This is a genomic window from Streptomyces roseicoloratus, from assembly GCF_004117935.1.
GTDB classification, from domain to species: domain Bacteria; phylum Actinomycetota; class Actinomycetes; order Streptomycetales; family Streptomycetaceae; genus Streptomyces; species Streptomyces roseicoloratus.
Genome location: NZ_SDOY01000150.1, coordinates 1 through 18,458 on the forward strand (window position 1 = coordinate 1; position 18,458 = coordinate 18,458).

Here is an 18,458-nt window from a genome sequence, read left to right on the forward strand (position 1 = left end):
ACACCGAACCGGAAGGCCCTCACCCGTTCAAGATCCCTCAGCCGAGACCTGGCTCACCCGTCCACAACCTCCCGGGACAGAACACCTAGTGGTCGTCCCAGTGGTTGCCGTGCGCCGCGTGCCGGTGCCCGTCGTGCAGGTAGTCGACGTGGTCGCCGTGCGTCACGCCGGTGTGTCCGCAGCTCGGCCCGTGTGTGTGGTCGGGGTGGGTGTGCGGGACGTGGGACGTGGGCTCGCACTCGTCCCAGTGGCCGGCGTGCTCGCGGTGCAGATGACCGTCGTGCGCGTAGTCGACGTGGTCCCGGTGCGTGACGGCGGTGTGTCCGCAGGACGGCCCGTGGGTGTGCGCGTGGGGGGTCGGGTGCTCATGATGGAGAACGCTCATGGCTCCGCCTCGGGCAGAGTTCGGCTGTCCCTTTCAGGCTAGTTCGGGATGCACGCCCCGGCGCCCGGAGCCCCGGCGCCCGGCACTCTGGGCCCCGGCGCCCGGGCGTCCCCGCGTCCCGACCTCCCGGTGTCCCGACCTCGCGGCGTCCCGACCTCCGGCTCAGAGCAGTACCGCGACCGCGAAGCCCGCGAACGCCACCGTGGACGCCGTCGCGAGCAGCGCGCCCCGGTGTGACAGCGCCTGCGGCCGGGTCGCGTCCAGGGACTGGATCCGGCGGTGCGCCACCGCGAGGAAACCGATCCACACCAGCGCCGACAGGCCCGCGGCGACCAGCCCGGGCGCCGTCACGTCGTCGTGGATCGCCTGCTTGGCGGCGAGCACCGCCACCACGGTGGCGGACAGGGTGGTGCGCCGCCAGGCCAGCCGGGTCCGCTCCGGTTGCAGGCCGGGGTCCCGGTCCGCGGCGGCGAATCCCGTCCCGGACCCGCCGGAGCCTGCCCCCGCAACGTCCCCGGCGCCGGACCCGGCGCCGGACCCGGCGCCGGTCATCGTCCGGCCCAGCCGAAGACGACGACCACCACCATCGCGAGTGCGACCACTGCCACCGCGAGGCTCAGGACCGTGGGGAAGCGGGACACGGGCAGGTCCTCGCCGCGCCGCATGGCCCGCTCGCAGCGTACCCAGTGGTTCACGGCGCGCAGCGCGCACAGCACGCCCGCCGCGAGCAGCGCGAGCGCGAGCCCCACCCGGACGCCCCAGCGCAGGTCGGGCAGGAACTGGTCCACGGCGAAACCGCCGCCGATCAGGGCGAGCGCGGTCCGGATCCAGGCGAGGAACGTCCGCTCGTTGGCCAGGGAGAAGCGGTAGTCGGGGGTCTCGCCCTGCTCCCGGAGGCGGCGCGGCGCGAACCACAGTCGCAGGCTCTGCACGAAGTCGCTCACCCAGGCACCCTATCCATCCGGACGATGATCTTCCCCTTCGGTGGAGGTGCACCACCCCGGCGCCCCCCTCACCCCGGCGCCTCACCGCCCCGCCTCCCCGCCACTTCGGGCCGGCTCCGGCAGGCCGGCCCGAGGGCGAGTCCGCTCAGACTCCGCGCGCGAGCAGCCGCTCGTACGCCGCCAGCCCGTCCGGCACCCATTCCCATTCGCCGAGCCGTGCCGACAGCTCCTCCTCGGTGAGGAAGGCGTGCCAGGCCACTTCCTCCACCTGCGGGTTCACGGGCAGGTCGCAGCGCACCTCGTAGACCGCGGACCACCAGCGCCCGCCGCCGCCCTCGGAGTCGTACAGGAACTTCAGTACGGGCTCGGGCCGGGGCAGCCCGGACACGCCGAGCTCCTCCTCGGCCTCGCGCAGCGCGGCGTCGTCGTACGACTCGCCGGCACCGACCACCCCGCCCACGAACATGTCGTACAGCGAGGGGAAGACCAGCTTGTCCGCGGTCCTGCGGTGGACGAACGTCCGGCCCAGTGAGTCCCGCACCCGGATGAAGGCGCAGCGGTGGATCAGGCCGCGCGCGTACACCTCACCGCGCGGGGCCTGCCCGATCACCCGGTCCTGCTCGTCCACGACGTCGAGTACCTCATCAGCGCCCATGCGCCCATGAAAGCACCGCCGTTCACCGATTCGCCCGTGAGGGGCGCCGCACCGGTCCGCCGCCCGTCAGGAGGCCGCGGGCGCCTCACTGGCCCATGACGTACTTCACCGTCGGGCCGGTGGTCCAGCCGCCGTCGACGGCCAGCTCCGCGCCCGTCACGTACGAGGCGGCGTCGGAGAGCAGGAAGACGACGGCTCCGGCGATCTCGTGCGCCTCGCCGACCCGGCCCATCGGGGTGTTGGGGTACTTCCCCTCGCCCTTCTCTATGCCCAAGGAGGCGGTCATCGGCGTGTACGTCATGCCGGGGTGCACCGAGTTGACGCGGATCCTCGCGGTGCCGAGCTCGACCGCACCGATCTTCGTGAGCCCGCGCACGCCCCACTTGGAGGCGCCGTAGCCGGCGGTGAGGGCCAGACCCATGAGGCCCGCGGCCGAGGAGATGTTCACGATCGAGCCGCCGCCGGCCTCCTTCATGGCCGGTATCGCGGTCTTCATGCCGATGAAGACGCCCGTCAGGTTGACGTCGAGGACCTTGCGGAAGTGCTCGACGGACTCGGTCTCCAGGAAGGCGCCGGTCGCGATGCCCGCGTTGTTCACCAGGCCGTGCAGCGCGCCGAACTCGGCGACCGCGTAGGCGACGGCGGCCGTCCACTCCTCCTCCGAGGTGACGTCGTGGTGCAGGAAGCGGGCCCGCCCGCCGAGTTCGGCCGCGGTCGCCGCGCCCTCCTCGTCGAGGACGTCGGTGATCACGACGTTGGCGCCCGCGGCCACCGCCAGGCGCGCCGCCTCGGCGCCCAGGCCGCGGGCGCCACCGGTGACGAGCACGGTCCTGCCGGTGAGGTCGTACGCGTCGGCCGCCGGGGCCGTTGCGGCCGCCGGGGCCTTCGGGGCGCTGGAGGCCGTGGCGGTCGCAGAGTTCGTGGAGGTCATCAAAGTTCCTTCGGAGCTGGAGCTGGTGCGGGTGCGGGTGCGGGTGCGGGTGCGGGTGCGGGAGGTGGAGTTGGAGCGGGAGGTGGAGCTGGAGCGGGAGGTGGAGTTGGAGCGGGAGGTGGAGCTGGAGCGGGAGGTGGAGCTGGAGCGGGAGGTGGAGCTGGAGTCGGAGCGGCAACGACGGGTGGAGCAGGAGCTGGGCGTGAAAGTTCGCTCCCCGGTCTCCCCGGCCACGGCGCCCGCAGAAGCGCGGTGGTCGTCGCGGCCAGATCGGCGAGGAAGAGCGGTTCGCCGGTGAGCGGCTCGGTGCCGTCGAGGTACTGCCGGGCCCGGTCCGCCAGCGCGGCGCCCACGACGGTCAGTGCGAGGTCGAGCCGCTCCAGGCGCAGCGGCTCCGGCAGCCCGTCGGCGGCGAGCCGGGCCTCGACGCGTTCGATGAGCCGCCAGTAGCGGGTGCCGGCGAGCGCGGGGTGCGGGGTGCGGGTGCGGATCCCGCTCTCGTGGCTGAGCTGGGCGGAGATCCGCAGGCACCGCCGGCCGCGGTCGGTGCGCAGTTCGCTCGCCTCTGCCGTGACGAGCGCGGTGACCAGGGCGTGGGTGTCGTCGGCGGCGGCGTCGAGGAGCGGGGCGAGGACCTGCTCGGTGCGGATCTGGCATCCGGCCATGACGGCGTCGAGCAGTCCGGCGCGGGAGCCGAAGTGGTACTGAACGGCGGAGGGGTTGGCCTGGCCGGCGCGGGCGACGACGTCCCGCAGCTGGGCGCCGTCGACGCCCTGCGCGGCGAAGACCTCCTCGGCCGCGCGGATCAGCTTCTCCCGGGTCTCGGCTCCTGACGTCCTGGCCATGGCGGCATGTTAATGCCCGGCATTAGAAAGCGGGAGTGCCGGCGGCCGGCCGCGAACCGTTGACGGGATACATCGGTGTATCCAAGATGCGGTCCATGCCATCTCATGAATCGTACGACGCCGACGTGATCGTCATCGGGGCCGGTCTCGCCGGTCTCGCCGCCACCGCCGAACTGGTCGACGCCGGCCGGTCCGTCATCCTGCTCGACCAGGAGCCCGAGCAGTCCCTGGGCGGCCAGGCCCACTGGTCCTTCGGCGGGCTCTTCCTCGTCGACTCGCCCGAGCAGCGCCGGATGCGCATCCGCGACAGCCGCGACCTGGCCCTCCAGGACTGGCTCGGCACGGCCGGCTTCGACCGCCCCGAGGACGACTGGGCGCGACGCTGGGCGGAGGCGTACGTCGACTTCGCCGCCGGCGGGAAGCGCTCCTGGCTGCACGGGATGGGCGTGCGCTTCTTCCCCGTGGTCGGCTGGGCCGAGCGCGGCGGCTACGACGCCACCGGCCACGGCAACTCCGTACCGCGCTTCCACATCACCTGGGGCACCGGCCCCGGCCTCGTCGCGCCCTTCGAGCGGCGGGTGCGCGAGGGCGCCGCCCGCGGTCTGGTCCGGTTCCGCTTCCGCCACCGCGTCACGGGCCTCGGCACCTCGGCCGGCACCGTCGACACGGTCACGGGCGAGGTCCTGGCGCCCTCCGCCGTCCCCCGCGGCGCGGCGAGCAGCCGTGAGGTCACCGGCACCTTCTCGTTCCGCGCCCAGGCGGTGATCGTCACCTCCGGCGGCATCGGCGGCAACCACGACCTCGTCCGCAAGCAGTGGCCGGAACGCCTCGGCACCCCGCCCGACCGCATGCTCTCCGGCGTCCCCGCCCATGTCGACGGGCTGATGCTGGGCATCGCCGAGGACGCCGGTGCCCACCACGTCAACCGCGACCGGATGTGGCACTACACCGAGGGCATCGAGAACTGGAACCCGATCTGGGCCCGCCACGGCATCCGCATCCTGCCCGGCCCCTCGTCCCTCTGGCTCGACGCCACGGGCAAGCGGCTGCCCGTACCGCTCTTCCCCGGCTTCGACACCCTCGGCACCCTCGAGCACATCATGCGGACCGGCTACGACCACACGTGGTTCGTGCTCGACCAGAAGATCATCGGCAAGGAGTTCGCGCTCTCCGGCTCCGAGCAGAACCCGGACCTCACCGGCAAGTCCGTCCGCGGCGTACTCGGCCGCGCCCGTGCCGACGTGCCGGGCCCGGTCAGGGCCTTCATGGACAAGGGCGCCGACTTCGTCGTCGAACGCGAGCTCGGCGCCCTGGTCCGCGGCATGAACCGGATCACCGGCGAGGACCTGATCGACGAGGCGGCGCTGCGCCGGGAGATCACCGCCCGGGACCGGGAGATGGCCAACCCCTTCACCAAGGACCTCCAGGTCACGGCGATCCACGGCGCCCGCCGCTACCTCGGCGACAAGCTGATCCGTACGGCCACCCCGCACCGCATCCTCGACCCCAAGGCCGGGCCGCTGATCGCCGTACGCCTCAACATCCTCACCCGCAAGTCCCTCGGCGGCCTGCGGACCGACCTCTCCTCCCGCGTCCTCACCGCCTCCGGCGAACCACTGCCCGGCGTCTACGCGGCGGGCGAGGCGGCCGGCTTCGGCGGCGGCGGCGTCCACGGCTACCGCTCCCTGGAGGGCACCTTCCTCGGCGGCTGCCTCTTCTCGGGCCGCACGGCGGGCCGGGCGGCGGCGAAGGCCGTCGACTGAGCCGTCGCCGTCGGGACCGGTCCGACCTCGCCCGGCGGGAAGACCGGCCTACAACACCAGCGACAACAGCAGCACGAACGCGATGCCGACCACCGAGATGATCGTCTCCATCACCGACCAGGTCTTGACCGTCTGGCCGACGTTCATCCCGAAGTACTCCTTCACCAGCCAGAATCCGGCGTCGTTGACGTGGCTGAAGAAGAGCGAGCCGGCGCCGATCGCCAGGACCAGCAGCGAGACCTCACCGGTCGACATGCCGTCGGCGAGCGGTGCCACCAGGCCCGCCGCCGAGATCGTCGCCACGGTCGCCGAGCCGGTCGCGAGCCGGATCGCGACCGCGATCAGCCACGCGAGCAGCAGGGCCGGGATGGACCAGTCCTTCGAGAAGTCCAGGATCATCCGACCGACGCCGATGTCGATGAGGGTCTGCTTGAAGCCGCCGCCCGCGCCGACGATCAGCAGGATGCCCGCGATCGGCGCGAGCGACTTCTCGACGGTGGAGGACAGGCGCTCCTTGGAGAAGCCGGCCGCGCGGCCCAGGGTGAACATGCCGACCATGACGGCCGCGAGCAGGGCGATCAGCGGCGAGCCGATGACGTCGGTGACCTTCTGCACGCCGTTGGACGGGTCGTCCACGACGATGTCGACGAGGGCCTTCACCAGCATCAGGACGACCGGCAGCAGCACCGTGGCGACGGTGACGCCGAATCCCGGGCGCTTCTCCAGCTCCTCGGAGGGGCGCACGGGGATCATCTTCTCGGGCGCGGGGATGTCCACCCAGCGGGCCGCGAACCGGGAGAAGACCGGACCGGCGATGATCACGGTCGGGACGGCGACGAGCAGGCCGAGGGCCAGGGTGACGCCCAGGTTGGCGCCGACCGCGTCGATCGCGACGAGCGGGCCGGGGTGCGGCGGGATGAGGCCGTGCATGACGGACAGACCGGCGAGGGCCGGGATGCCGATCCGCATCAGCGAGTAGTTGCCGCGCTTGGCGACCAGCAGCACCACCGGGATCAGCAGCACGATGCCGACCTCGAAGAAGAGCGGCAGACCGATCACGGACGCGATGAGCACCATCGCCCAGGGCATGGACCGCCCGGACGCCTTCGCCAGGATCGTGTCGACGATCTGGTCCGCGCCGCCCGAGTCCGCGAGCAGCTTGCCGAGGATCGCGCCGAGCGCGATGAGCACGCCCACGCCGGCCACGGTGGCGCCCAGTCCGGCGGTGAAGGACGTGATGGTGTCCGCGAGCGGGGCACCCGCGAACGCGCCCAGCGCCAGCGACCCGATGGTCAGGGCGAGGAAGGCGTGCAGCTTGAACCTGGTGATCAGCAGGACGATGACGGCGATGCCGGCGAGGACGGCGATCCCGAGCTGCGCGTTGCCGGCCGAGGTGATCGGTTCGGCGGCGTCCGCTGCCAGGATCTCGGCACTGAGACTGGTCACGGTGGGTCCCTTGGGGTGAGGGGGCAGGGGAGGGGCGGGGGGTGGCAGAGGCGGTACGAGAGACGCCAGAGGTACGGAAGGAGCACGGCGCGGCGCGCGTGGCACAAGCGGGTGCGCTGGACCGGCCGGCCGGCCAGTCGGCCGGCCGGCCAGTCAGCCGTCACTTGGCGGCGGGTCAGCCAGCCGGCCGGCCCGCCAGCCCGCCAGCCAGTCGGCCGGTCAGCACCCCGCCGGCGCGCCCGTCAGCCGGTGCAGCGCGGCGACGGCCCGGGCGGTGATCTCCTCGGGCGTGCCGGTCACGTCGACGGCGACGCCCGTCTCGTCCTCCTGCAGCGGCTGCAGCGCGGCGAACTGGGAGTCGAGGAGGGCGGCCGGCATGAAGTGGCCCTTGCGGGCGGCCATGCGCTGCTCGATGAGCTCCCGGTCGCCGGTCAGATGGAGGAAGACCACACCGGGCGCGGCGGCGCGCAGCCGGTCCCGGTAAGAGCGCTTCAGCGCGGAACTGCTCACCACGCCGCCGCGCCCGGCCCGGTCGTGCGCCCATGTCCCGATGGCGTCGAGCCAGGGCTCGCGGTCCTGGTCGTCCAGCGGGACGCCGGCCGACATCTTGGCGACGTTGGCCGCGGGGTGGAAGTCGTCGCCCTCCGCGTACGGAAGGCCGAGCGCCTCGGCGACGAGCGGACCGATCGTGGTCTTGCCGGTGCCGGCGACGCCCATCACGACGACGACCGGGGGGCGGCCGCCCGTGGAGGGACGGGAGGTGGTGCTCATGGTGGTGCCTCGCTGTCTTCTTCGACATCGATCCGTCGCGCTCATGAAACCCATTGGGTACGACGTATTCAAGAGCTGGCAGCAAATAAGTCGTACTTTTTCTTCCCGGCGTGATCATTCGTGTGATCACGCCTAGGCTGGCGACCATGACGACACCGGCCCAGGGGCTCCACCCGCACGTCCTGACCTCCCTGGGTCTCGCGATCACCGCGGGCGAGTACCCGCCCGGCAGCGTGCTGCGCACCGACGAGCTCGCCGAGCGCTTCGAGGTCTCCCGGACCGTGGTGCGCGAGGTCGTCCGCGTCCTCGAGACCATGCACCTGGTCGAGTCCCGTCGCCGGGTCGGCGTGATCGTGCTCCCGACCGAGCGCTGGAACGTGTACGACCCCCAGGTCATCCGCTGGCGCCTGGCCGGTGCCGACCGGCCCCGTCAGCTGCGCTCGCTCACCGTGCTGCGCTCCGCGATCGAGCCGGTCGCCGCAGGACTCGCCGCCCTGAACGCGACGCCCGAACAGTGCCGTGAGCTCACCGAGCAGGCCCTCGGCATGGTCGCCACCTCGCGCGGGCGGCAGCTGGAGGCGTACCTCGTCCACGACGTCGCCTTCCACCGGGTGGTCCTCGACGCCTCGGGGAACGAGATGTTCGCCCGGCTCGGCGACGTGGTCGCCGAGGTGCTCACCGGCCGCACCCGCCACCAGGTGATGTTCGAGGACCCCGACCCGGCTGCCGTCACCCTGCACGTCCAGGTCGCCGAGGCCGTACGGGAGCGGAACGTGGCCCGCGCCGAGGAGCTGACCCGGGAGATCGCGTTCGGCGCCCTCAAGGAACTGGACGTCCTCGCGCCGTAGCGCCGTCGGCCCCGCCCCCTGTCGCCGTCGGCCTCGCCCCGTGGCCCGGCGGCCCGCCACCGCTTCCGGCATCACGCCCGTCACACGCCGTACACCCGCAGGTAACCTCTGAACTAGCTCAAATAAGGGCGTTCAGTGACATCGGCCACAGTCAGCGATCGGGTTTGCCGTGAGGATGTGCGCTGGCCGTGCCGGGAGTCCCCACAAGGGCACGGCCGGGTACCGCACAGACCCTCCCCCCTCACGAAGGCGAACAACTCCATGAGTGACCGCATCACTGCGGCCGACCCGCTGTCCGCCACCCCGGCGGCCTCCGGAGCCGTGACCCCGTCGACGACCCCCCACGTCGACGCCGGCGACGCCGGATACCGCAAGGACCTCAAGTCCCGGCACATCAACATGATCGCCATCGGTGGCGCCATCGGAACCGGACTGTTCCTCGGCGCCGGCGGCCGGATGGCCAGCGCCGGTCCCTCCCTCTTCATCGCGTACGCGGTGTGCGGCCTCTTCGCCTTCTTCGTGGTCCGGGCCCTCGGCGAGCTCGTGCTCTACCGCCCCTCCTCCGGCGCCTTCGTGTCGTACGCCCGTGAGTTCATGGGCGAGAAGGGCGCCTACACGGCCGGCTGGCTCTACTTCCTCAACTGGTCGACCACCGCCGTCGCCGACATCACCGCCGCGGCCACCTACGCGCACTTCTGGTCGATGTTCAGCGACGTCCCGCAGTGGATCCTCGCGCTGATCGCCCTCGCGGTCGTCCTCGCCGCCAACCTCATCTCCGTGAAGTACTTCGGCGAGATGGAGTTCTGGTTCGCGATCATTAAGGTCGCCGCCCTGGTCGCCTTCATGGTGGTCGGCATCTTCCTCGTCGTGACCTCGCACGACGTCGGCGGCCACACGCCGGGCCTCGCCAACATCACCGACAACGGCGGCATCTTCCCCAACGGCATGATGCCGATGCTCCTGCTCATCCAGGGCGTCGTCTTCGCCTACGCCTCCGTCGAGCTGTGCGGCGTCGCCGCCGGTGAGACCGAGAACCCCGAGAAGATCATGCCGAAGGCGATCAACTCGATCATGTGGCGCGTGGGCCTCTTCTACGTCGGCTCCGTCGTCCTGCTCGCGCTGATCCTCCCGTACACCGCGTACTCCGGCGACCAGAGCCCGTTCGTCACCGTCTTCGACAAGCTCGGCATCCCCGGCGCCGCCGGCGTGATGAACCTGGTCGTGCTCACCGCCGCCCTCTCCAGCCTCAACTCCGGCCTCTACTCCACCGGCCGCATCCTGCGCTCCATGTCGCTCGCGGGCTCCGCGCCCAAGTTCACCGGCGTGATGAACAAGGGCGGCGTGCCCTACGGCGGCATCCTGCTCACCGCGGGCTTCGGCGTCGCCGGCGTCGTCCTCAACGCCCGGATGCCCGAGGAGGCCTTCGAGCTGGTCCTGAACTTCGCCTCGATCGGCATCATCGGCACCTGGGCGATGATCATGGTCTGCTCGCTGCTCTTCGTCCGCCGCGCCGACGAGGGCAAGCTCGTCCGCCCCGGCTACCGGCTGCCCTGGGCCCCGTACACCCAGATCGTCACGCTGATCTTCCTCGGCTCCGTCCTGGTCCTCATGTGGATGGACGGCGGCGTGGGCCGCACCACCGTCAACTGCCTGCCGCTGATCGCGGCCGCGCTGGTCGGCGGCTGGTTCCTGGTCCGCGGCCGGGTCCGCGCCACCCAGGCCGACCGCCGGGACTGACCCCCGGGCGAGCCGGGGCCGGCCCCCCTCCCCGTCCGGCCCTCTCCCCGCCCGGTCTTCCCCCCACGGGAAGAGCGAGACCCCCGCAGGCACGATCTGCGGGGGTCTCGCGTTCTGTCAGGGGATAGTGGTAGGCAAGATCCTTACAGCTCGGAGAAGGGAAGTTCGCGATGCCGCAGCAGGTCCAGGGGGTCGTGGCCCCCGGCAGGAACGAACCCGTACGGGTCGAGACGATCGTGATCCCCGATCCCGGCCCGGGCGAGGCCGTGGTGAAGATCCAGGCCTGCGGGGTCTGCCACACCGACCTCCACTACAAGCAGGGCGGGATCAACGACGAGTTCCCCTTCCTGCTCGGCCACGAGGCCGCGGGCGTCGTCGAGTCCGTCGGCGACGGCGTCACCGACGTCGCGCCCGGCGACTTCGTGATCCTCAACTGGCGCGCGGTCTGCGGCCAGTGCCGCGCCTGTCTGCGCGGCCGCCCCTGGTACTGCTTCGCCACCCACAACGCGCGGCAGAAGATGACCCTGCCCGACGGCACCGAGCTCTCCCCGGCCCTCGGCATCGGCGCCTTCGCCGAGAAGACCCTCGTCGCCGCCGGCCAGTGCACCAAGGTCGACCCGGCCGTCGCCCCCGAGGTCGCCGGACTCCTCGGCTGCGGCGTCATGGCCGGCATCGGTGCCGCGATCAACACCGGCAACGTCGGCCGCGGCGACACCGTCGCCGTCATCGGCTGCGGCGGCGTCGGCGACGCGGCGGTCGTCGGCTCCCGGCTCGCCGGAGCCGCGAGGATCATCGCCGTCGACATCGACGACCGGAAGCTCGCCAAGGCCACCGAGATGGGAGCCACCCACACGGTCAACTCCCGCACCACCGACCCCGTCGAGGCCATCCGCGAGCTCACCGGCGGCTTCGGCGCCGACGTCGTCATCGAGGCCGTCGGCCGCCCCGAGACCTACGAGCAGGCCTTCTACGCCCGCGACCTCGCCGGCACCGTCGTCCTCGTCGGCGTACCGACCCCCGACATGAAGCTCGAACTCCCGCTCCTCGACGTCTTCGGCCGCGGCGGCGCGCTCAAGTCGTCCTGGTACGGCGACTGCCTGCCCTCCCGCGACTTCCCGATGCTGATCGACCTGCACCAGCAGGGCCGCATCGACCTCGGCGCCTTCGTCACCGAGACCATCGGCCTCGGCGACGTCGAGAAGGCCTTCGCCCGCATGCACGAGGGCGACGTCCTGCGCTCGGTGGTGGTCCTCTGATGGCCGCCCGCATCGACCACCTGGTCACCTCCGGCACCTTCAGCCTCGACGGCGGCACCTGGGACGTCGACAACAACGTCTGGATCGTCGGCGACGACACCGAGGCCATCGTGATCGACGCCGCCCACGACGCCGACGCCATCCTCGCCGCACTCGCCGGCCGCACCCTGCGCGCCATCGTCTGCACCCACGCGCACGACGACCACATCGACGCGGCCCCGGCCCTCGCCGCCGCCACCGGCGCCCGGATCCTGCTCCACCCCGCGGACCAGCCGCTGTGGAAGCTCACCCACCCCGACCACAGTCCCGACGGCGACCTCGCCGACGGCCAGGTCCTCACCATCGCCGGCACGGACCTCCGGGTCCTCCACACGCCCGGCCACGCCCCCGGAGCCGTCTGCCTCCACGCACCCGACCTGGGCACCGTCTTCACCGGAGACACCCTGTTCCAGGGCGGCCCCGGAGCGACCGGCCGGTCCTACTCGGACTTCCCGACGATCGTCGACTCGATCCGCGGGAAGCTCCTCACCCTCCCGCCGGAAACGGTGGTCCGCACCGGCCACGGCGAGTCGACCACCATCGGCGCCGAGGCCCCGCACCTCGAGGAGTGGATCAGCCGAGGTCAGTGAGCGAGCGCCGGCTCAGGAACTCCCTGCGCCCGCCCGTGAACGGGTCGGTGAACACGAGTGACCGCGCGACCAGCTGCAGCGGCCGCGCGAAGTCCTCCGGCCCGTCCGCGCGGACCACCGGATAGACCGGGTCGTGGAGGATCGGCACCCCGAGCGCGTTCATGTGCACCCGCAGCTGATGCGTCCGCCCGGTCACCGGCACCAGCCGGTACCGGGCGAGCCCGCCGCGGTGCGCGAGCGGCTCGATCCGGCTCTCGGCGTTCGGCTCGCCCGGCACCTCCCGGGCGGCCATCACCCCGCGTTCCTTCTCGATACGGCTCCGCACCGTGACCGGAAGCTCCAGCTCCGGGTCGTACGGTGCCACCGCCTCGTACGCCTTGTGCACGAGCCGGTCCCGGAACAGCGTCTGGTACGCGCCCCGGTCCTCCGGGCGTACGACGAAGAGCACGAGCCCGGCCGTCAGCCGGTCCAGCCGGTGCGCCGGCTGCAGCGCCGGCAGCCCGAGGTCCCGTCGCAGGCGCGCGACCGCCGTCTCCGTCACATGCCGCCCGCGCGGCATCGTCGCCAGGAAGTGCGGCTTGTCCGCCACCACGATCCGGTCGTCCCGGTACACCACCTCGACCGGGAACGGCACCGGCTCCTCGGCCGGGAAGTCCCGGTGGAACCAGAGGTACCGCCCGCCGGCGTACGGCTCGTCCCAGCCGACGGCCGTCCCGTCGGCCCCGACGAACCGGCCCTCGCGCACCATCTCCTCGACCCGGTCCGCCCCGACGGCCCCGCCGTACCGCCCGACCAGGTACTCCCGCACGGTCGCCGGGCCCCGCGCGGGGCCCGGCTCGGAGCCCGGTCCCGACGGCGGCCCGTCGGGCAGCCTGACGCGCACGGGATCGATCCCGTCCCGCTGGGGAAGCGGCGCCGTCGGCGCCTTCGTCCTGCGTCTCACGCGCGTCCCACCGCCGTACCGTCCCGCTGTCCCGCCGTCGTGGCGTCCGACTGCCGCAACGAAGAAAGACCCCACATGACATGGGGTCTTTCGCTGGTGTCCGAGGGGGGACTTGAACCCCCACGCCCGATAAAGGGCACTAGCACCTCAAGCTAGCGCGTCTGCCATTCCGCCACCCGGACAGGTGTCTCGTCTTCGTGACCGCTGGGCCCTTCCGACGAGGAAAACCATAGCAAACATCTGGAGTGGCGGATCACCACCCTGGTCACGGCCGTCACCACGGCCACCGCGCCGTCGCGGACGCCGCCACGTGTCGGGACCGTGTCGGCCGGGAGCCGCCCTTGGGGAGCGGCGGGGGAGCGCGGGAGGATGGGGGTGATCACACAGGAAGCACGTGGGGCACGTAGTGGGAGGAAGCAGCGTGAGCGAGTCGAACACCGGCCGTGGCATCACCGGCGAGGACGAGGTCGTCGACCTGTGCCGGGACCTCATCCGCATCGACACCAGCAACTACGGCGACCACTCCGGTCCGGGCGAGCGGGCGGCGGCCGAGTACGTCGCGGAGAAGCTCGCGGAGGTCGGACTCGAGCCGAAGATCATCGAGTCGCACAAGGGGCGGGCCTCCACCGTCGCCCGGATCGAGGGCGAGGACCCGTCGCGGCCCGCCCTGCTCATCCACGGCCACACCGACGTCGTCCCGGCCAACGCCGAGGACTGGACCCACCACCCCTTCTCCGGCGAGGTCGCCGACGGCTGCGTCTGGGGCCGCGGCGCCGTCGACATGAAGGACATGGACGCGATGACCCTGGCGGTCGTCCGCGACCGGCTGCGCAGCGGCCGCAAGCCGCCGCGCGACATCGTCCTCGCCTTCCTGGCCGACGAGGAGGCCGGCGGCACCTACGGCGCCCGGTACCTGGTCGACAAGCACCGGGACCTCTTCGAGGGCGTGACCGAGGCGATCGGCGAGGTCGGCGGGTTCTCCTTCACCGTCAACGAGAACCTCCGGCTCTACCTGGTCGAGACCGCCCAGAAGGGCATGCACTGGATGCGGCTGACCGTCGAGGGCACGGCCGGGCACGGGTCCATGACCAACGACGACAACGCCATCACCGAGCTCTGCGAGGCCGTCGGCCGGCTCGGCCGCCACCAGTGGCCGGTGCGCGTGACCAAGACGGTGCGGTCCTTCCTCGACGAGCTGTCGGACGCCCTCGGCACGCCGCTCGACCCCGAGGACATGGACGCCACCCTCGCCAAGCTCGGCGGCATCGCCAAGATGGTCGGCGCCACCCTGCGGAACTCCGCCGCCCCGACCATGCTCGGCGCCGGCTACAAGGTGAACGTCATCCCCGGCCAGGCCACCGCACACGTCGACGGCCGCTTCCTGCCCGGCTACGAGGAGGAGTTCCTGGCCGACCTCGACCGGATCCTCGGCCCGCGCGTCAAGCGCGAGGACGTGCACGGCGACAAGGCCCTGGAGACCAGCTTCGACGGCGCCCTGGTCGACGCCATGCAGCTCGCGCTGCGTGCCGAGGACCCGATCGCCCGGGCCGTGCCGTACATGCTCTCCGGCGGCACCGACGCCAAGTCCTTCGACGACCTCGGCATCCGCTGCTTCGGCTTCGCGCCGCTCCAGCTGCCGCCGGAGCTGGACTTCGCGGGCATGTTCCACGGCGTCGACGAGCGCGTCCCGGTGGACGGTCTGAAGTTCGGCGTCCGCGTCCTGGACCGCTTCATCGACGCGAGCTGACGAGCTGACGCTGACGCGAGGACGCGCTGACGCGCTGTCGTGCTGACGCGAGGAGACGCGCGGGCGCGCCGACGCATGCCGATGCGCGGACGCGCGCCGGCGCGAGCCGGTGAGGACCGGCTCGCGCCGGGGGCTCGCGGAATCGACCGTGCGTGCACCGATTACCGGAAAGAGTGAATGGCCGAGGGGCCTCGTAGCCCTCTCGATTCCCCCTCGTTACAGGTGGTGCGGTCCGAGGCTTTGGAACCGCTTTTGCCAACAAGGAGGAATAATGATCAAGAAGGTCGTCGCTGCTGCGGCTGCCACCGGCGGTCTCGTTCTCGCGGGTGCGGGCATGGCCGTTGCCGACGCGGGTGCCCAGGGTGCGGCCATCGGTTCCCCCGGTGTGCTCTCGGGCAACGTCGTCCAGGTGCCGGTTCACGTCCCCGTGAACGTGTGCGGCAACACGGTCAGCATCATCGGGCTGCTGAACCCCACCTTCGGCAACACCTGCATCAACGCCTGACGTTCCGTCTCGACCCCCCTGGGGACCGAGCCAAGGCCGGCCCCGGAGTGCGTGCCATGCACTCCGGGGCCGGTGGTCATTTCGTCACGAGCCGAGAAAAGCAGGTCATCAGCAATGCGACAGGTCACACGCATCATCACCCGCAAGAGCATCGTCACCGTCGCCGCGGCGGGCGGCATGATCGCCCTCGGTGGCGGTTACGCCCACGCCGGCTCGGGAGCGAGCGGCACGGCCGCCGAGTCGCCGGGCGTCGCGTCCGGCAACAACGTCCAGGTCCCGGTCCACGCGCCGGTCAACGTGTGCGGCAACACGGTCTCCGTGATCGGGTTGATGAACCCCGCCTCGGGCAACTCCTGTGCGAACACGAGCCGTTCGGGCGGATACGGAGGCCACGGCGGCTACGGTTCCTCCGCCGGCGGCCACGCCTCGAACTCGCCGGGCGTCGCGTCCGGCAACCAGGTCCAGGTCCCGATCGACGCCCCCGTGAACGTCTGCGGCAACAGCGTCAACGGCATCGCCCTGGGCAACGCCGTCGGCAACAACGACTGCGGCTACGGCGTCGAGCCGACGACGCCTGGCAACCCGGGCAATCCCGGTGGTCCGGAGACGCCCGGCAACCCGGGCAACCCCGGCGGTCCGGAGACGCCCGGCAACCCGGGCAACCCCGGTGGTCCGGAGACGCCCGGCAACCCGGGCAACCCCGGTGGTCCGGAGACGCCCGGCAACCCCGGTGGTCCCGGGACTCCCGGCACCCCGGGCACTCCCGGCACCGAGGGGCACCCCGGTGCGCCCGGCTCGTACGGGCCGAACACTCCCGGTGCGCACGGCGTCACGCCGAGCCGTCCCACCGAGGAGCTCGCGCACACCGGAGCCGGGACGCTCGGCCTCGCCGGAGCGGCCGGCACGGGCCTGCTCCTCGCCGGCTCGGTGATCTACCGGCGGGCCCGCCGCGCCGCCTGAGCCGCGCGGAAAAACGGCAGGGGCCCCGCGTCGCGGGGCCCCTTCTGCGTCGTTCCAAGTGACCTGGGTCTCACCAGGTGGCGCGGGTCTGACGGATGATCCGCCGCCGCAGCCGCACCCTGCGGCTGCCGTCACGGCGCAGACTCAGGCGGTCCAACTCCCAGTGTCCGTACTCGGCATGGTCGGTCAGGAGCCGCGTCGCCTCCTTGCGAGAGACGCCCCGCGGCACGTACACGTCGACAAACTCGTATTCCGGCATCGCATCTATTGTGCGGCCAAGGGCCCGGTACGGATAGCGTCTGTCCTATGTCTGATGCTGCGCAGCCCACCGCTGCCGAGGTACGTGCCGCCGCCGAGGCGGTCAAAGCCGCACTGGACCGTCACCTCGCGGCGGTCGAACGCCGCACGGGAGACGACGACCCGGCCGTCTACGAGGCCTTCAACGCGCTCGCCACGGCGGCGGAGGCGTACGACGAGGCCCTCTACGACCGCTACGACGAGGTCACGCCCTTCGAGATCCCGGGCGCCGACGACGCCCTGCCGCCCTATGCGGGCCCGGACGAGCCGCACGCCGTGAGCGTGCTGATCCGCCGCGACTACGCGGTGGTGGAGCCGCAGCGACTGATCGCCCAGGCCCGCCGGCTGACCGATCTCGACCGGGAGGAGGGCGCGGGGACCGCGCACGCGGCGCTCGGTGTCGTCTTCGGCGAGTACGAACCTGACGAAATCGCGTCGCGGCACAAGGAATTCGGCCTGGAGGAGGGCGACTCCACGCTCTGGGTCGAGGCCGCCGAGGAGCTGTCCGAACCGGGCGAGTGGCTGCACGCCCCCTTCGACCGGGCCGACCCGGAACGGATCGTGTGCCGCTTCGACATCAGCGCCGTCTTCGACGACGAGGCGGACGAGGAGGAGCTGGAGGCACAGGCCCGCCGGGCCTGAGCTGCCGGACCTCAGCCGCCGGACCTCAGCCGCCGGGCCCGAGCCGCCGGGCCCGAGCCGCCGGGCCCGAGCCGCCGGGCTCGCGGCATCGGGCCTGCGCCGCCGAGTCTCAGCCGGAGGGTCCGGCGACCGGGGTCCGGTGACCGGGGCCGGTGACCGGGCCTCGGCGACCGGGCCTCGGACGGCGCGTGCCCTTCCCCGCCGCAAGCGGGGAGGGCACGCGCCGTCCTCACGTCAGGCCTCGTCCTCCTCGCGCAGCAGCGCCTCCAGGAGCGGACGCAGCCGCGTCGTGCGCTCCGGGTCGCGGCCCTCGGCCACCGCCCGTGGCAGAGCCTGCTCCACACCGTGGACGACCGACAGATGGCGCTCCGCGCGACCGAACGCCGTGTATACCCAGGACCGGGTCAGGCCTCCCGCCGCGTCGCCGGGCAGCACCACGACGGCGGCCGGCCAGCGCGCCCCGACGGCCTGGTGCGCGGTGAGCGCCCAGCCGTGCCGCAGCGACGACTCGACCCGCTGCTTGGGCACGACGACCTTCTCGCCCTCGCAGTCCAGGTGCAGGCCCTCGGCGTCGGCGGAGACGACCGTGCCGACCAGGGTGCGGCCCGGGGCGGGGGAGTGGGCCACGCGGTCTCCCGGGTCGTAGCCGCCGAAGCGGCCCGGACCCGGGTTGAGGCGCTCCTTGAGCGCCGCGTTCAGAGCGCGGGTGCCCGCCGAGCCGCCGTGGCCGACCGTGATCACCTGGGTCTGTGCGGCGGGCACGCCGATGGCCCGCGGGATCGAGTCGGCGACCAGCTGGACCGTGCGGTGCACCGCCTCGCCCGCGTCCCGGACCGGGACGATCACGACCTCCTTGCCGGGCGCGGCCACCTGGCTCAGCTCTCCGGCGCCGATGCCGGAGACCAGCTCGCCGACCGGGCCCGGATCGGGCACCCGGGACGCGACCTGCGGGGCGACCCGGGCCGCGAGCAGATCGGCGAACACCCGGCCGGGACCCGTCGGTCCGAGGACGTGCGGATCGCCGCTGAGCACCAGTCGGCAGCCGTCCGGCAGCGCCTCGACCAGCGAGGCCGCGCTCTCCACGTCGAGCTGCGGCGTGTCCAGGACGACCAGCAGGTCCAGGGCGAGGCTGCCCTCCGCGTCCCGGCCGGGGC

At 72.4% G+C, this 18,458-nt stretch carries 18 protein-coding genes, 1 tRNA gene and 2 pseudogenes; 9 read left to right on the forward strand and 12 right to left on the reverse strand.

Translation table 11 applies throughout. The annotated features are described in order from the left end of the window. Positions 1-85: 85 nt before the first annotated feature. The 6 genes and pseudogenes from ESG85_RS25475 to ESG85_RS25505 all read right to left on the reverse strand — a co-directional run. On the reverse strand, positions 86-385 hold the full coding sequence (locus ESG85_RS25475) for a hypothetical protein (RefSeq protein WP_128983121.1): 300 nt from the start codon (positions 383-385) through the stop codon (positions 86-88). Positions 386-547: 162 nt separating this feature from the next. Next, positions 548-937 (reverse strand): DUF202 domain-containing protein, encoded by a 390-nt coding sequence (locus ESG85_RS25480; protein WP_128983123.1) that lies wholly within the window; start codon positions 935-937, stop codon positions 548-550. Further along, a complete protein-coding gene (locus ESG85_RS25485) occupies positions 934-1,329 on the reverse strand; it encodes a YidH family protein (RefSeq protein ID WP_128983125.1) in 396 nt (131 codons plus the stop codon). Before ESG85_RS25485 ends, ESG85_RS25480 begins: the two co-directional genes overlap by 4 nt. 145 nt (positions 1,330-1,474) lie before the next feature. Beyond that, positions 1,475-1,984: an NUDIX hydrolase gene (locus tag ESG85_RS25490; protein ID WP_128983127.1), complete on the reverse strand. Its 510-nt coding sequence runs from the start codon at positions 1,982-1,984 to the stop codon at positions 1,475-1,477. 85 nt (positions 1,985-2,069) lie between these two features. Continuing rightward, a complete protein-coding gene (locus ESG85_RS25495; protein ID WP_281288081.1) occupies positions 2,070-2,915 on the reverse strand; it encodes a glucose 1-dehydrogenase in 846 nt (281 codons plus the stop codon). Between the two features lie 212 nt (positions 2,916-3,127). Continuing rightward, positions 3,128-3,760: pseudogene (locus ESG85_RS25505) on the reverse strand (TetR/AcrR family transcriptional regulator); the annotation flags it as partial. 95 nt (positions 3,761-3,855) lie between these two features. On the opposite strand from ESG85_RS25505, the gene ESG85_RS25510 reads away from it, so the two are divergent. Then, positions 3,856-5,523, forward strand: coding sequence for an FAD-binding dehydrogenase (locus ESG85_RS25510; RefSeq protein ID WP_128983129.1), 1,668 nt, complete (start codon positions 3,856-3,858; stop codon positions 5,521-5,523). Between the two features lie 48 nt (positions 5,524-5,571). Here ESG85_RS25510 and ESG85_RS25515 read toward each other — a convergent pair whose 3' ends face one another. Together ESG85_RS25515 and ESG85_RS25520 are read right to left on the reverse strand one after the other, a co-directional pair. Continuing rightward, positions 5,572-6,969: a GntT/GntP/DsdX family permease gene (locus ESG85_RS25515; protein ID WP_128983131.1), complete on the reverse strand. Its 1,398-nt coding sequence runs from the start codon at positions 6,967-6,969 to the stop codon at positions 5,572-5,574. A gap of 219 nt (positions 6,970-7,188) precedes the next feature. Further along, positions 7,189-7,740, reverse strand: coding sequence for a gluconokinase (locus ESG85_RS25520; RefSeq protein WP_128983133.1), 552 nt, complete (start codon positions 7,738-7,740; stop codon positions 7,189-7,191). Positions 7,741-7,886: 146 nt separating this feature from the next. Between ESG85_RS25520 and ESG85_RS25525 the strand changes: the two genes are divergently transcribed. The 4 genes from ESG85_RS25525 (at position 7,887) to ESG85_RS25540 (ending at position 12,210) form a co-directional block, all read left to right on the forward strand. Further along, positions 7,887-8,588: a FadR/GntR family transcriptional regulator gene (locus ESG85_RS25525; protein WP_128983135.1), complete on the forward strand. Its 702-nt coding sequence runs from the start codon at positions 7,887-7,889 to the stop codon at positions 8,586-8,588. Between the two features lie 261 nt (positions 8,589-8,849). Then, positions 8,850-10,325 carry an amino acid permease gene (locus tag ESG85_RS25530; protein WP_128983137.1) on the forward strand — a complete coding sequence of 492 codons (1,476 nt, stop codon included), beginning with the start codon at positions 8,850-8,852 and terminating at the stop codon, positions 10,323-10,325. Between the two features lie 170 nt (positions 10,326-10,495). Next, the gene (locus ESG85_RS25535) at positions 10,496-11,581 is read left to right on the forward strand and encodes an S-(hydroxymethyl)mycothiol dehydrogenase (RefSeq protein WP_128983139.1); all 1,086 of its coding nucleotides are present in this window, start codon (positions 10,496-10,498) and stop codon (positions 11,579-11,581) included. Continuing rightward, positions 11,581-12,210 carry an MBL fold metallo-hydrolase gene (locus tag ESG85_RS25540; protein ID WP_128983141.1) on the forward strand — a complete coding sequence of 210 codons (630 nt, stop codon included), beginning with the start codon at positions 11,581-11,583 and terminating at the stop codon, positions 12,208-12,210. The genes ESG85_RS25535 and ESG85_RS25540 overlap by 1 nt, the downstream gene beginning before the upstream one ends. On the opposite strand, the gene ESG85_RS25545 is transcribed toward ESG85_RS25540, so the two are convergent. Beyond that, positions 12,194-13,153: an RluA family pseudouridine synthase gene (locus tag ESG85_RS25545; protein ID WP_128983143.1), complete on the reverse strand. Its 960-nt coding sequence runs from the start codon at positions 13,151-13,153 to the stop codon at positions 12,194-12,196. The genes ESG85_RS25540 and ESG85_RS25545 overlap by 17 nt on opposite strands. Before the next feature lie 94 nt (positions 13,154-13,247). Continuing rightward, positions 13,248-13,335, reverse strand: a tRNA-Leu gene (locus ESG85_RS25550). Between the two features lie 239 nt (positions 13,336-13,574). On the opposite strand from ESG85_RS25550, the gene ESG85_RS25555 reads away from it, so the two are divergent. The 3 genes from ESG85_RS25555 to ESG85_RS25565 all read left to right on the forward strand — a co-directional run bounded on the left by ESG85_RS25555 (position 13,575) and on the right by ESG85_RS25565 (position 16,365). Next, positions 13,575-14,900: a M20/M25/M40 family metallo-hydrolase gene (locus ESG85_RS25555; RefSeq protein WP_128983145.1), complete on the forward strand. Its 1,326-nt coding sequence runs from the start codon at positions 13,575-13,577 to the stop codon at positions 14,898-14,900. A gap of 271 nt (positions 14,901-15,171) precedes the next feature. After that, positions 15,172-15,405: a chaplin ChpH gene (gene chpH / locus ESG85_RS25560; RefSeq protein WP_128983147.1), complete on the forward strand. Its 234-nt coding sequence runs from the start codon at positions 15,172-15,174 to the stop codon at positions 15,403-15,405. A gap of 114 nt (positions 15,406-15,519) precedes the next feature. Beyond that, on the forward strand, positions 15,520-16,365 hold the full coding sequence (locus ESG85_RS25565) for a chaplin (protein WP_128983149.1): 846 nt from the start codon (positions 15,520-15,522) through the stop codon (positions 16,363-16,365). A 70-nt stretch (positions 16,366-16,435) separates the two neighbouring features. Here ESG85_RS25565 and ESG85_RS25570 read toward each other — a convergent pair whose 3' ends face one another. Further along, entirely contained in the window at positions 16,436-16,624 is a 189-nt protein-coding gene (locus ESG85_RS25570) for a DUF5703 family protein (RefSeq protein ID WP_128983151.1), read from the reverse strand. A 47-nt stretch (positions 16,625-16,671) separates the two neighbouring features. Between ESG85_RS25570 and ESG85_RS25575 the strand changes: the two genes are divergently transcribed. After that, positions 16,672-17,304, forward strand: a complete 633-nt coding sequence (locus ESG85_RS25575) for a hypothetical protein (RefSeq protein ID WP_128983153.1) — start codon at positions 16,672-16,674, stop codon at positions 17,302-17,304. Positions 17,305-17,538: 234 nt separating this feature from the next. Here ESG85_RS25575 and ESG85_RS25580 read toward each other — a convergent pair. Further along, positions 17,539-18,458 (reverse strand): annotated as a pseudogene (locus ESG85_RS25580) (DNA helicase RecD); the annotation flags it as partial.